We start from the raw sequence: 13688 nt of genomic DNA, 5'->3' as shown, positions 1-13688 counted from the left end.
TTGCTTCCGAGTTGTCAAAGCAGCGGGATCGGGTCACAACATGGGGCATGGATGATCTTTTTGACTTCGCCGATTCCCAGCCAAAGAAGCAGCCGCAAGACACGCAGGCACGCATGCTCGAACTCGCGAAGACACTCGATTACCACAACCAGCTCTACTACAACGAGGCCAAACCAGAAATCGCCGACAGCGAGTACGACTCGTTCTTCCGCGAGCTCGAAGACCTCGAAAAGCAACACCCCGAGTGGGCTGACAAGAATTCGCCAACCCAACGCGTGGGCGCCCCGCCACTCGATGCCTTTGAGCAAGTAGAACACCTTGTCCCGATGCTCTCGATCGACGATGTCTTTGAGCTCTCAGACGATCAGATGGATGGCGGCGAGGCGCGCGAGGCCGAGCTCATCACATTCTACCAACGCCTGCAAAAGTTGCTCGGCACCGAGGCGGTTCCCGTGACGGTGGAGCCAAAGCTCGACGGCGTGGCCGTGACATTGATTTACCGCCAAGGCGCCCTCGATTACGCGGCCACCCGCGGCGATGGCAAGCGCGGCGACGACATCACCCAAAACGTGCGCACGATCCACTCGGTGCCACTCACTTTGCCGGGAGACGCCCCCGCCTTACTCGAGGTACGCGGCGAGATCTTCATGCCCATCAGTGGCTTTGATGCGATGAACCGCGAGCGCGATGCCAAGGGCTTGGCCGTCTTTGCCAACCCTCGCAATGCCACGGCGGGTTCACTCAAATCACTGGATTCCAAAGAAGTGGCAAAGCGCCCACTCGCCTTCCTCGCCCATGGCATTGGCGCTTACGAAGGCCCCGCTCTAGAGGCTGAGACAGCATTCCACCAATTGCTCGAAACTCTGAATATCCCACGCAACCAGCCGGTTCAGTTCACCGACAGCCTCGAAGGCTTGATCGACGCCGTGACCACGCTCAACACCGAGCGACATGGCTTCGACTACGCCACCGATGGCGCGGTGGTGAAGGTGATCAACTACGCAGATCGAGAGCAACTCGGCCACACCTCGCGCGCACCGCGCTGGGCAGCCGCCTACAAATTCCTCCCCGAACAAGCGGAAACCATTCTCAAATCCATCACCATCCAAGTTGGCCGCACCGGCGTGCTCACCCCGGTGGCCGAGCTTGAACCAGTGCACGTCTCTGGCACCACCGTGTCGCGCGCGACACTGCACAACCAAGAGGAAATCGAACGCAAAGACGTGCGGATCGGCGACACTGTGATCGTCGAGAAAGCTGGCGAAATCATTCCAGCCATTGTCAAAGTCATCACGGAAAAGCGCCCCGCCGACTCGGCAGCCTATTCCTTGTTCGACGCGATCGCAGGCAAGTGCCCCTCATGCGACAGCCCAGTGAGCCAAGAAGAAGGCATGGTGGCCTGGCGCTGCACCAACATCAGCTGCCCCGCGCAATTGGTGACCCGCCTCTCCCAGTTTGCATCGCGCAAGGCACTAGACATCGATGGGCTCGGCAGCTCGGTGGCCGAGGCTCTGGTGAATGGCAAGTTTGTCGATAGCCCGCTAGGCTTATTCAAGCTCGACATGAACCAACTCTCCACGCTCAACCTAGGCACCCCATTTGAGCCACGCCTGCTAGGCGACAAGCGCGCCTCCAAGTTGCTCGATGGACTCGAAAATGCAAAGCGCATGCCCCTCTCGAAGTGGCTCTACGCGCTCGGCATCCGCAACATCGGCGAGTCCGCAGCCACTGAAATAGCGCGCCTCCACCAAAGCCTCCAAGCCATTGCTGATAGCCCGATCATGCAGGCATTGGCTGATCTGCCAAACTTTGCAGAGCTCTCAGTCTCGAAACGCAAGAAAGAACACCACCCGCTGCTCGCGCAGTACCAGATCGACGATAACCTAGGGCCAGTAGCTGCCGCTAGCATCCTGAGCTTCTTTCAAAGCAACGAAGGCCAAGCCACCATCGCCCAACTCGAGGCAATGGGCATCGCGCCAGTCGCAGACAACTTTGCCCCAGTCCCGAACGAGGGAGACGAAGACAAGCTCTTCACCGGGCTCAGCTTTGTCATCACCGGCACCCTCAGCCAGCCGCGCCCCACCTTCAAAAAAACCATCGAAGCTCAGGGTGGGAAAGTCGTGGGTTCCGTCTCGGCGAAGACTGACTACCTGCTCGCTGGTGACAAGGCTGGATCAAAGGCCGATAAAGCTGAAAAGCTCGGCGTGAAGATCCTAGACGAAGAAGCATTCAATGCCATGCTCAAAGAGGCAAACCCGACCTAGGCCCTGCCGTGCTTCTCCACAAGCGCTGCGAATTCCTCCATCGCCCCCTCAGTGGCACGACAACGATCATCCAAGTTCCAGTAGGTGCGATAGGTCCAATTTTGGTCACCCACGGTGCCGGGGAAATTCACCTGCACACAACTATCCACAAGCTCGCCAATCTGGATGCAGGCGTAGCGACAAGTCGTGCTGAGCAAGGCATCCACAAGCGCGCGTTTCACTTTTTTGCTAAAGATCGGATACGCTTTGCCTTTGCGCACCTTGGGTAAGCCAGCGAATTCGGTGAGGGCGCGCATGGTGGCCGTGGCCTTGCGCTTGTCTGGGCCATCCTCGGCCTCGTGGCGATTGCTCTCCCAGAGGGTCTTCAATGGCGGCATGTCATGGGTGGTGTAACAGGCAAAAGAACACTCGGGATGCTGGTCTGCTGGGGTCACCTTGCCATTCCCCTGCAGCTCCCAGTGCACCACCTTGAAGCCCGGCACACCCAGCTCTAGCAAATGGGGGCGCACGTACTCTGGTACAATCCCCAGATCCTCACCAATCACTTCCCCGTCGCCAGCGGCTTCCATCACCGCCCGAATGTAGCGATCGCCATCGAGGAGGTTCTTTGCCCGATCGATGATCGATTCGTCATCGCGCGGGACAAAGCCAGGCAGTGGACCGCCGGTGACCTTTGCCGCTTGAGCACGTGACATCGGCAGGAATTCGGGATTGCGGCTCGGGTGCCACGGGAATCCATAAATGCGATAAAACCCGAGAATGTGATCGATCCTAAATTGGTGAAAAATGCTGGTCAGGGCACCAATCCTCTGGCGCCACCATTGGTAGTCACTCTTCTCGATCGCGTCCCAGCGATAGACTGGCACCCCCCAGTTCTGCCCCCACTTCTCAGTGAATGGATCAGCTTTGAAATTTGTTTCTGGCGGAGCACCACCGCACCAATCGAGGTCGAACCATTGCGGCTCAAAAAAGACATCGGCGCTCGAGTAACTCACTCCGATCGGCACATCCCCCATGAGTTTGACATTCTTGCGATCGGCATGCTGGCGCACCTCTTCCCATTGTTGGAAGCAATGCCATTGCTCCCAGGCATAGTAATCCAAAGCCTGCTCGACTCCGCCGTCCAGCTTCGCGCTGCAGCGCTTGACGTAGCGCCTGGCCTTGGTTGGAGCATTGAAGCTCTTGGGCCAGCTGGTCCAGTCTTCGGAGCCACCGGCCTCATCCATCAACCAACGAAAAAGGCAATAATCCTCAAGCCAAGCTTGGTGACATTGCTTAAACGATGCAAAATGATTTGCACCCTTCTGAGACTTCTGGAAGCTAGCGAAGCCGCTGCGCAGCATGCTTGACTTCACCGCCCACACGCGCTTGTAGTTCACCGACGCCGATGTGACACTCACGCCGCAGGCCTCCCGCGCCTTCAAAATCGTCTTTGGCCCGATCCCCGGGATCTGTTCAAGATCCAGATAAATCGGCTCAAGCGCCACCGAACTAATCGCAGAGTACGGGCTGCGATCGCCACCAGTGGCATTGATCGGCAATAGCTGGAGAAAGCCAACCTGGTGCTCTGCAAACCAATCGATGCATTGTTTCACCGAGCGCGTGTCCCCAATCCCAAGATCGCCACTGCGGCGCATCGAGAATACCGGAAATAAAATGCCCGCTGAACGTGGATCGGGGTGCAAGGAATCAGTCATTGAGAACTAACAAGTAAGCCGACTTTAGCGTCTCAAGCAAGATCAAATCAGCCGAGAATCGATCGTGGATCAAAATGGAATTGAACCCGAGTAAGAATGTTCTGCAATTGGCATATTATATGCAATTGTGAAAATTTGCCTTTCCAAAGTGCCCAATGCGCCGTAATTCCAGAACTAAGATGTCAAAGACACTAATCATTGCAGAGAAACCCTCAGTTGCAACCGACCTATCCCGTTCTCTTGCCAAAGCACCCGGCATGGAAAAATTTGATAAGAAAGGAAAAGGTCGCGACTATTACTTTGAAAATGACACCCATGTCATCACCTCTGCAGTGGGTCACTTGGTGCAGCTCAAGATGCCTACCGGCCCGAATGGCAAGAACCTACCATGGAAGTTTGATGTCCTCCCAGCTGTCCCCAAGACCTTCGCGCTGGAGCCCATCGAAAGCAACGAAGCGCGCCTCAAGCAAGTGCTGCGCCTCGCCCGCCGCAAGGACATCGACACCGTCGTCAATGCCTGCGATGCCGGCCGTGAGGGTGAGCTCATCTTCAAATACATTCTAGAACTTGGCAAAATCGATAAGCCCGTGAAGCGCCTCTGGATGCGTTCCATGACCAATCAAGCCATCCTCGATGCCTGGGATAGCCTGCGCGAAGACGAGGAAATGCAAAACCTCACCGCAGCCGCAAAATGCCGCTCGGAGTCGGACTGGCTCGTGGGACTCAACTCAACGCGTGCCCTCACCTGCTTTCGTTCGCGCCACGGTGGATTCAACATCACCTCTGCCGGACGCGTGCAGACCCCGACTTTGGCCATTCTAGCCAAGCGCGAACTCGAAATCCGCGCCTTCGAACCGACACCCTACGCTGAAGTCCACGCAGACTTTTCTGTCTCTGCTGGCGAATATGCCGGTCGTTGGATCGACACCGAATGGAAGAAGGACCCCAAGAATACCCACTCACGTGCGGAGCGCATCTGGGAACTGGCTGATGCAGAAGCGATTCAGGCACGCTGTGAAGGCAAATCTGGCGTCGTCACCGAGACCAAGAAGCCAACCAAACAAGCCTCGCCACAACTCTACGATCTCACCACCCTCCAGCGTGAAGCATCCTCGCGCTTCGGCTTCTCTGCCGGCAACACACTCAAGATTGCCCAAGCACTCTACGAGCGCCACAAGATGCTCACCTACCCACGTACTGACTCGCGCTACCTTCCCGAAGACTACGTCGCCACTGTCAGCAACACCGTGGATGCCATCGGCAAGGACTACAGCCCACTCTCCCCCTACGCCAAAGACATTCAGAAGAACAATCGCCTGATCCCCACCAAGCGCGTCTTCAATAACAGCAAAATTTCAGACCACTTTGCGATCATCCCGACCGGTCGCTTCGTCAAGCTATCCGAGCCGGAGCAAAAGATCTTTGACCTCGTCACCAAGCGCTTTCTTGCGGTGTTTTTCCCGCACGCTATTTTCGAGAACACACGCCGCGAAACCACCATCAACCACAGCGACGGAGTCAGCGACACCTTCCTCACCACCGGCAAGGTATTGGTCGAGCCAGGCTGGCTTGCCGTCTACGGCCGCCAGGTGGGAGTCGCAGCAGGTAAAGATGAGCTCTGCCCAGTAGATGAAGGTGAGTCTGCGATGCTCGAACACATCGAGGTGAAGCAGGACGAAACCAAGCCACCAGCGCGCTACAACGAAGCAACCTTGCTTTCCGCCATGGAAGGTGCAGGCAAGCTCATCGACGATGAAGAACTGCGCGAAGCAATGGCCGACCGCGGCCTCGGCACACCAGCCACACGCGCCGCCACCATCGAAGCGCTCATCCGCCAAAAATACATCGCACGCGACGGCCGAGAAATCCACGTCAGTGCCAGCGGACTCAAGCTTATCGAAACACTCCACGAAATCGGAGTGGATGGGCTCACCTCACCCGAAATGACTGGAGATTGGGAATCCAAACTGCGCCAGATGGAGCAAGGCAATCTCGATCGTCCGACCTTCATGAAGGAAATCATTTCCTACACCGAAGACATCGTGGAACGAGCCAAAGGCTACGCCAACGAACTCAAGAGCAAGGTCTTCCCAGAAATCAAAGCACCCTGTCCAAAGTGCGGTGCGCCCACCCTCAAGCAAACAGACGCAACCTACGAGTGCACCGAGCCAGACTGTGGCTTCAAAATCACCAAATACATTGCCAATCGCCTCCTCAGCGAAGAGGAAGCACGCGAGCTCTTCACCAAGAAATTCGTCGGACCACTCAGCGGATTCAAGTCACGCTTCAACCGCCCATTCGATGCAGGCCTCGAAATCGACAAGAAGTTCAAGGTAGCCTTCGTCTTCGACCGCGATGAAGAGGATATGGAGGACCTCACCGACGACATGATCATCGGTGACATGGAATTCGATGAGAAGACGCTCAAAGTCTACGAAACAGAGAAATCCTACTTCGTGCCGGAAGCAAAAAACAAGAAGGCTCCCAACGGTATGAAGCTCTCCAAAATGCTGCTTCAGCAAGAGATTTCACGTGAAGATGCCCTCAAGGTGTTCCAGGGCGAAAAGTCCTCCCTGATGGAAGACTTTGTCTCCAACCGCACCAAACGCAAGTTCAAGGCCTTCCTGATCTACGACTTCGCCAACGCGCGCCCGACCTTCGAGTTCCCACCGCGTGAAGCGAAGAAGAAGACTGCCAAAAAGGCGGCCAAGAAAACCGCAAAAAAGGCAGCTAAGAAAGCAGCAAAAAAAGCTCCCAAGAAGGCTGAATAAGCGCCCTTGCGCCAGAGCAATGCCATTGTATATTGCCGCATGAAATCCATCTGGTTGGCCGCTGGGCTATGCACCCTTGCTCTGAACCTTAGCTCCTGCGCACTCACCAACAAGCAAGAGCGCGTCGAATACAAGGGACAAGTCTATACCGTCGCTTCCACTGAACATGGGAAGATGTCGTGGTACTCGGTGAAGACCAACCGCGGCACCGCCACCGCCAGTGGCGAAACATTCACCAATCACGGACACACCGCCGCCCATAAAACACTGCCCATGGGCACCATGGTGCGCGTCACCAACCTCAAGAACAACACGTCTAAAATCCTCCGCATCAACGACCGTGGCCCCTTCAAAAAAGGCCGCATCATCGATGTGGCCGTCGGTGTCTCACACAACAAAGACCTCGACTTCCATGTGGACGGTGTTGTCCCCTGCAAGGTCGAGGTGCTACAGCCACTTCCGGTCAAGTAGCCACGCCAGCCAACTCGATGGCCCTTCCTACAAAAATGTCTAGGAAACTAAATAGTCTGGCTTTCTAGAAGGAGGCGCCACTGCGACTCCCTTGCCTGCTGGCACCTAGCCGAGAGCTCAAAGTGTTGCTGTTCAATGAAATACTTGTAGACGCTAACAGAATGCTCTGGTATTTCTGAAACAATGAACATCCATCAACTTGTTGTCACAGGACAGCATGAACCGATAGCTCCCACTGTCACTATGGGAGAGAGTGCCAACCTTCTACTCCTCTTTGCTCCACGTGAATGGATTGAAGATGAAGACTTCATGCAGCGAGTTTCCGCTGCCTACCCGAGCGGCACTTCCATCGTTGGCTGCTCGAGTGCCGGAGAGATGGCGGACGATCAAGCGCTCGGTGATTGTGCCGTGCTCACCCACCTTGCTTTGGATAAGACTCAGGTACAGATCAATGTCTTCAATGTTGATGATAGCGAGAACTCCCATGACTGTGGACAAAAGATAGGCGAGCAAATGAACGCTCAAGGTGAGGACCTCAGCTATGTCATGATTTTCTCAGATGGTCTGGCAGTGAACGGCAGCATGCTCGTCGATGGCCTCGCCGTGCCGCTCCAGGACGTGTGCGACTTCTCCGGTGGTCTGGCTGGCGACGGCGCAGACTTCAACAAAACCGTGGTCGTTGCAGAGGGCAAGGCAATGAGCAATGCGATTGTCGCGGTCGGCTTTTACGGCAGCCAGTTCCATTCCAGCTCAGCTTCAGTTTCTGGCTGGAAACCATTCGGTCCCTTCAGAAAAGTCACCAAGTCTCAGCACAATGTGGTCGAAGAGCTCGATGGAGAATCTGCGCTTAAAATCTACTCTTCCTACCTCGGTGAGGAGGCAGAAAACCTCCCATTCTCCGGACTACTCTACCCGTTAGAAGTCCACCACGATGCCGTGGAAGACTCGGTGATCCGCACCCTACTCGCGGTGGATGAAGACAAGGGCACTCTCACTTTTGCCGGCGACATCCTCGAAGGCAGCAGCGTGCGCCTCATGAATGCCAGCTATAACTATCTGGTAGATGGCGCACGCGAAGCAGCCACCAAGGCAGCCAAGGGCGTGGGGCAGGCCCAAGCGGCACTCTGTGTGAGCTGCGTGGGCCGTAAATTAGCCATGGGTGGCTACACCGACCTCGAAGTCGAGGCCGTGCGTGAGGTGCTGCCAGAAGACGCATTTCTATGTGGCTTCCACTCCTACGGGGAAATTGGCCCCAGCGGCAATGGTGTCGGCTATGACCTACACAACCAAACCATGACTGTGGTGTTCTTCAAAGAATCCTAACATAACGCTCGGCCCGATGTCCATGGATCGCCCTAACCCCCTACTTCGACTGCAGCTCAAGCGCATGGGCTTGGCAAAAAAGCTGCCTAACGAAGACGAATGGGAACAATTCATCAAAGAAGTCAGCAGTAGCTATGACGAGTTTGAGCTGCAGCACGAACGCCTCAATCGCGCACTCTTCCAGAGCACCGAAGAAGCCAACGAAGCACTCGCTCAGATCAAATTAGTCAACCGCGACATGCAAAAGGCTCTCGTATTGATGCGCGAGCAAATGGACAAATTGGTAGCCGCCTACCCAGATAAAATCGTCTGTAGAGAATCTGCAGGCGGAGGAGTCACAGGCCTGATAGGCCAGTTCGAAGACCTCGCTGAAACGTGGCAGGCACTGGTCAATGAGACCGAAGAAGGCCGCGCCCTTGCCGATGAGCTCAGAATCCAAGCAGACGCTGCAAGTGCTGCCAAATCTAGCTTTTTAGCCGCCATGAGTCACGAGATTCGCACCCCACTCAATGGCGTGATCGGCATGGCTGAGCTGATGCAAGGCACCAAGCTCACCCACGATCAACGCGAGTACGTGGAGACCATCCAAACCTGCGGTGAGACTCTCCTGTCTCTCATTGATGGTATTCTAGACTATAGCAAGATCGAGGCTGGTGAGATGGTGTTTGAACAGCAACCCTTTTCGATCAACAAGGCCGTCGAGGATTGCATCGATGTGCTGCGCTACATCGTCTCACAAAAGAAAGTGAATCTGCTCTTCGATCTCCAGGAACCGGGTGATCATTACTTCCTCGGAGATGAAACTCGATTCCGCCAAGTCATCACCAACTTGCTAGGAAATGCCTCGAAGTTCACCGAAACTGGTGAAATCGTGGTCGAAGTAAGTCGTAACAAGCTCGCCGAGCGTAAAGGCGAGTGGCTAGTGCGCGTCCGAGACACCGGCCCAGGTATCCCCGAGTCAGAGCTAGGTAGCTTGTTTCAGGTCTTTTATCAGGCAAAAGCCGCTGAGCTAAGGACCCAAGGGGGTACAGGCTTGGGCTTAGCGATCTCACGACGGATCGTCGAAGAATTTGGTGGTGAGATCTGGGCTGAGAGCACTCAAGGGGTCGGGTCGGTGTTTAGTTTCACCTTTAGCCTGCCGCCCGTAGAGCCAGAGCATGTGATCAAGAAAACAAACGAAAAGCTCGAGTGGATCGAGGGCAAGAAGGTCTTCATCATTGATGACAACGAAACCAACCTCAAAATTCTCAAACGCTACGTCAACCAATTGCATGCTCATCCTGAAACCTTCCTAGAATTCCAAGATCTCATCGACCGCGTGGAGCAAGACGGTCTCCCCGACCTTCTCATCAGTGACCAAGAAATGCCAGGTATCCACGGTGAAGAATTGATCGACAAGCTCATGACCCAATCAGAGCAGCACAACCAAAAGATGAAGGCCCTTCTCATTTCCTCGGTTCCGGTCAACAATATCAACCTGCCACGCACCATTTGCACCGTGAAGCCACTGCGCTACAGCGACCTGATCTCCCACTTAAGCAATCTCGGATTCGAGGGGAAGCCAGCTAAAGTAGCGCCCGAGCAGAAGCTCATCTTCGATTCCTACCCCTACAGCGTCCTCGTGGCTGAGGACAACCCAATCAACCAAAGGTTAGTCCAATTGATGCTCAAAAGAATGGGGATCGAGGCCGAATTCTGTGAGGACGGAGCCCTCGCCTTCGAGTACGTCCAAGAGCACCACCCCGATGTGATCCTGATGGATATTCAAATGCCACACATGGACGGCTACCAAGCCACTGAAGCCATTCGTAAAGCCAAGCTCCCGAAACAACCACTCATCATGGGCCTCACCGCCAACGCCCTCACTGATGAGCGCGCGCGCGCCTACAGGATCGGGATGGACGACTACCTCACCAAGCCCATCGTCACCGAAGTACTCTTCAAGGCATTAGAGCGAGCGAAAGGCATCTTGGACGAACAATAAACACAAGGAAGAGCCCATCTGCAGCAGATCAGAACGCGTGTGGACCATCATTATTTTGAATGATGTCATATGACCGCCCCGTTCTTTGTTATACTATCTTCTTAATGGAAAATATCTACAAAGCGCCCGAAGCAATGGGTGCCCCCATCGAGATCAAAGATGAGCTAATGGAGATCATTCGATTCTGGGAACGCAAGCGCATGCTCTACAATACCTTACTGGGGCTCGTTGGTGGTGGTTTTTTTCTTTATTTGGTCCTAAGTTCAGCCCCGTTCTTGCCGCTCTTCATCGCGTGCATCATCTACGGTCTGGGTGCGAACATGATGTACACACTGGGAGCCTACTTAAACGTCTACTCAGTCGTCATGTTTCAGACCCAAGCAAAAGCTTGGAAAGCACTCCTCTATTCCGGCCTGTCTCTCTCCCTCATCCTCACGCTCACACTGGGATGGGCAATATGCTCAGCTCCACTCTAACAGAGAAAACTTCGAGCAAGCTCCCCGCCGCTGAGGCACTGCCGTTTCGTTTCCACAAGACTGGCTCAATCAATCCCCATACCCAGTCACCTAAAAAAGAATCATTTTTTATACTATCCATAAAAATAACTAAATGATAACTAATTGAAATCCTGTTAGCACACCCATTGTGATACCTTTCCATGGGATTACTAATACCTATTCACCTTTACTCCTCTGTTTCATTGATGACAAAAAACCCCTATCAAACGCCGGAAGCTGCCCTTAGCAGTGCGACGCAACAGGAAACTCACGAAGTCATTCGTCAGGAACACATCAAGCACGAAGCATCGATAAAGTCAGTGGGTTTACTTTACCTTTTAGGAGCATGTGTCATGGGCATGACCGCCATTGGACAACTTGTAAGCATCGACTATGATTTAAGGCCTGGAATGCTGATCTATGGGCTTATTTGTTTTGTGATCGCCACTGTGCAATGTTTCATCGGTATCAATCTCAGAAAGTTGAAGCGCTGGGTTAGAATTCCAGCTGCAATTGTTGCTGGATTAGGCTTATTGTGGTTCCCCATTGGCACATTAATCAACGGCTACATCCTGTATCTGATCTGCGGAAAAAAGGGTTCCATGGTCTTTTCTCCTGAATATGCTGAAGTCATTGAGACCACACCTCAGGTAAAGTACAAAACCTCAAAGCTCACCCGGGTAGTCCTCATTGTCGTTCTACTCAGCCTGATTGCGGCCATATGCTATGCCATCACCTAATAATACCAATCAACTAAATGATATGCACGACAACGACCTCTATGCAGCTCCAATGACCGACGTGACTCTAGCAAGTGAAGTCTCAGAATCTCATGATGTAATCACCGACTTAAAGAGCCAAAGTACATGGAGACTCTTATTTCTTAGCACCATCACCCTTGGTATCTATGGAGCCCATTACATGGTCAAACAAACAGAGGTTCTGAACACGCACCTGGAGGCTCAAGAGCGCCTCTCTGAAACATTCACAAAGACGATACTCGCCTTCTCTTATCTATCAACAGTAGCTCTTATCCCCTACTCACTGATGGATGTTAGTTCTGAAATCGATCAATTGTATAATACTTTAAATAATCTCTTTAGTCTTTTATTCGTCATTTGGGCATTCAAAGCACGAAATAGAATGAACAAATTGATAGGAGCACATAAGTTTAAAGGTAACACTCGGTGGTTTCATGGTTTTTGGACCTTCTTGTTCCAGTATTTCTATTTCAACTACAAGGTGAACCAGCTCGCTGCTCGCAATGCCGCTGAGCCTGCCCAGCCCCCCCTCGACACGGAACCCACCACGTCACCTCCCTTGGCCTAATCCTAGCTGAATCTTCACAGCCTCATCGCGTCATCCACTCGAGCACGCGACTCTCAATTTCTGTGGCGTGCTCGAAGGTTTCAAAGTGCGCCAGCATGAGTGATCTGTTTGCACCCTCGAGCATCACTCTGTAGCGCGATTCTTTGTTCACCCGGCCGCAATGCGTGATGCTGCAATTGTGGAAATCAGATTTACTAAATTCTCTGACGCCATAGCTGCGGCCAAATTTGCTTCTGCTAGACTTTACCGTAGCACCGGAAAACTCAAAATAATACCTTCGCCCTAGCCGAATGAATCCAACGATCAAGCACAGGAATGACGCGGAATAAAAAATCGAGGCGACAATGGGCGACATGGAATCCGCGTCCTCCATACCTAAGTCACTCGCAAAGTACACAAGGCTCACCATCACCGCCAGGATCAGCGCCACCCAGAGGAACATCCCAGCGAGCTTTTCTTTGGAGCTAATACTAAAGCCTCCATCTCCTAGGTTTCGAAGCGTGAGATCACGCGTGTCAATCCCCTTAGGGAATGACAGCTTCTCCTGAGGTACTGTCGTACTGCGCTTGTCTACTACGGGCTTCTTTGATGCCACCTGCGTGCTTTGCCGCGCCAGCGCACTCTTGAGCTGCGAGACCATCCAGCTCACTTCATCCTTCCTCAAGCGCACCCCGAACTTTAAATCACTGCCATTGGAATCATACACTCTGACCCCGAAAACCGGCCGATTATTCGAGGCATAGGCAAGATAACGCTCAACCTTCAACTCAGCCTCACGATCTAGCTGCTTGCGTTTGACTCTCCCAAAAACCCGCTGAATCAAGCAAATCTCTTGATTGCTGAGCACAATCAGCGACTCCATCAACATCTTGCGCACGCCGAAACATGCCAATACCAGACCAATCCCAGCAATCGGAATGGCAAACGGCAATGCGGAGTCTGGTAGTTCACCCGTGTGGTGCATGGCATAAACCAAATAGCCTACAAAGCTACTCCACCCGATGCCCAATACCAACAAGGCATTGGCTCGATTACTCGCAGGCATCAACCAAGCTACGGAACCGTCTGCCTCATCTCTACGCTGAATTTTCGACCCCTCAGGCTGATCACGGAGCTCTTTCTCATTACCCAAAAAATCCAGCAAGCTCAAGGCCTCACCACGCCAGCTACAGTGGTGACAGACAATCATCTCAGCTTCACCAGGAAATTTCGTAGGCAGGTTCAAAAGCACCCCGCACTCAGGGCAATACGCCCTCTTCGCTCTGAGCAATTCATATGCTCTATCATAACCAAATTGTTGGAGACTATCTAGCATGTAACACTAACAACAAAAGACTTGCGAAGGGTCAATG

General features: G+C 53.5%; 10 protein-coding genes. 8 read left to right on the top strand and 2 right to left on the bottom strand.

Annotated elements, in window-relative coordinates; all coding sequences use genetic code 11:
• Positions 1–47 precede the first annotated feature (47 nt).
• Positions 48–2264, top strand: coding sequence for an NAD-dependent DNA ligase LigA (ligA, locus tag F454_RS0102450; RefSeq protein WP_018969032.1), 2217 nt, complete (start codon positions 48–50; stop codon positions 2262–2264).
• Here the strand turns inward: ligA and F454_RS0102445 are convergent.
• On the bottom strand, positions 2261–3961 hold the full coding sequence (locus F454_RS0102445; protein ID WP_018969031.1) for a 4-alpha-glucanotransferase: 1701 nt from the start codon (positions 3959–3961) through the stop codon (positions 2261–2263). The genes ligA and F454_RS0102445 overlap by 4 nt on opposite strands.
• Positions 3962–4140: 179 nt before the next feature.
• Between F454_RS0102445 and F454_RS0102440 the strand changes: the two genes are divergently transcribed.
• The 7 genes from F454_RS0102440 (at position 4141) to F454_RS13885 (ending at position 12336) form a co-directional block, all read left to right on the top strand.
• Positions 4141–6732 (top strand): DNA topoisomerase III, encoded by a 2592-nt coding sequence (locus tag F454_RS0102440; protein ID WP_018969030.1) that lies wholly within the window; start codon positions 4141–4143, stop codon positions 6730–6732.
• Positions 6733–6771: 39 nt separating this feature from the next.
• Complete coding sequence (locus tag F454_RS0102435; protein WP_018969029.1) at positions 6772–7203, top strand: septal ring lytic transglycosylase RlpA family protein; 432 nt, start codon at positions 6772–6774, stop codon at positions 7201–7203.
• A gap of 183 nt (positions 7204–7386) precedes the next feature.
• Positions 7387–8526, top strand: a complete 1140-nt coding sequence (locus F454_RS0102430; RefSeq protein ID WP_018969028.1) for an FIST signal transduction protein — start codon at positions 7387–7389, stop codon at positions 8524–8526.
• A 22-nt stretch (positions 8527–8548) separates the two neighbouring features.
• Complete coding sequence (locus F454_RS0102425) at positions 8549–10510, top strand: response regulator (RefSeq protein WP_018969027.1); 1962 nt, start codon at positions 8549–8551, stop codon at positions 10508–10510.
• Between the two features lie 104 nt (positions 10511–10614).
• Positions 10615–10986 (top strand): hypothetical protein, encoded by a 372-nt coding sequence (locus tag F454_RS0102420; RefSeq protein ID WP_018969026.1) that lies wholly within the window; start codon positions 10615–10617, stop codon positions 10984–10986.
• Positions 10987–11213: 227 nt separating this feature from the next.
• Complete coding sequence (locus tag F454_RS13890) at positions 11214–11747, top strand: hypothetical protein (RefSeq protein WP_156817098.1); 534 nt, start codon at positions 11214–11216, stop codon at positions 11745–11747.
• Positions 11748–11769: 22 nt separating this feature from the next.
• Positions 11770–12336, top strand: a complete 567-nt coding sequence (locus F454_RS13885) for a DUF4234 domain-containing protein (protein ID WP_169334298.1) — start codon at positions 11770–11772, stop codon at positions 12334–12336.
• Between the two features lie 22 nt (positions 12337–12358).
• Here F454_RS13885 and F454_RS0102405 read toward each other — a convergent pair whose 3' ends face one another.
• Positions 12359–13651: a hypothetical protein gene (locus F454_RS0102405; RefSeq protein ID WP_018969023.1), complete on the bottom strand. Its 1293-nt coding sequence runs from the start codon at positions 13649–13651 to the stop codon at positions 12359–12361.
• Positions 13652–13688: the final 37 nt, after the last annotated feature.

Origin of the sequence: Rubritalea marina DSM 17716 (genome assembly GCF_000378105.1) — a bacterium.
GTDB classification, from domain to species: domain Bacteria; phylum Verrucomicrobiota; class Verrucomicrobiia; order Verrucomicrobiales; family Akkermansiaceae; genus Rubritalea; species Rubritalea marina.
Note: the sequence above shows the minus strand (reverse complement) of the source record. Positions and strands in the feature narration are given on the sequence as shown.

Bases quoted from the DNA above. Each gene is read 5' to 3' on its own strand.
- F454_RS0102420 (WP_018969026.1), top strand. From the start codon at position 10,615: ATGGAAAATATCTACAAAGCGCCCGAAGCAATGGGTGCCCCCATCGAG.
- F454_RS0102430 (WP_018969028.1), top strand. From the start codon at position 7,387: ATGAACATCCATCAACTTGTTGTCACAGGACAGCATGAACCGATAGCT.
- F454_RS0102405 (WP_018969023.1), bottom strand. From the start codon at position 13,651: ATGCTAGATAGTCTCCAACAATTTGGTTATGATAGAGCATATGAATTG.
- F454_RS13890 (WP_156817098.1), top strand. From the start codon at position 11,214: ATGACAAAAAACCCCTATCAAACGCCGGAAGCTGCCCTTAGCAGTGCG.
- F454_RS0102435 (WP_018969029.1), top strand. From the start codon at position 6,772: ATGAAATCCATCTGGTTGGCCGCTGGGCTATGCACCCTTGCTCTGAAC.
- F454_RS0102440 (WP_018969030.1), top strand. From the start codon at position 4,141: ATGTCAAAGACACTAATCATTGCAGAGAAACCCTCAGTTGCAACCGAC.
- ligA (WP_018969032.1), top strand. From the start codon at position 48: ATGGATGATCTTTTTGACTTCGCCGATTCCCAGCCAAAGAAGCAGCCG.
- F454_RS0102445 (WP_018969031.1), bottom strand. From the start codon at position 3,961: ATGACTGATTCCTTGCACCCCGATCCACGTTCAGCGGGCATTTTATTT.
- F454_RS13885 (WP_169334298.1), top strand. From the start codon at position 11,770: ATGCACGACAACGACCTCTATGCAGCTCCAATGACCGACGTGACTCTA.
- F454_RS0102425 (WP_018969027.1), top strand. From the start codon at position 8,549: ATGGATCGCCCTAACCCCCTACTTCGACTGCAGCTCAAGCGCATGGGC.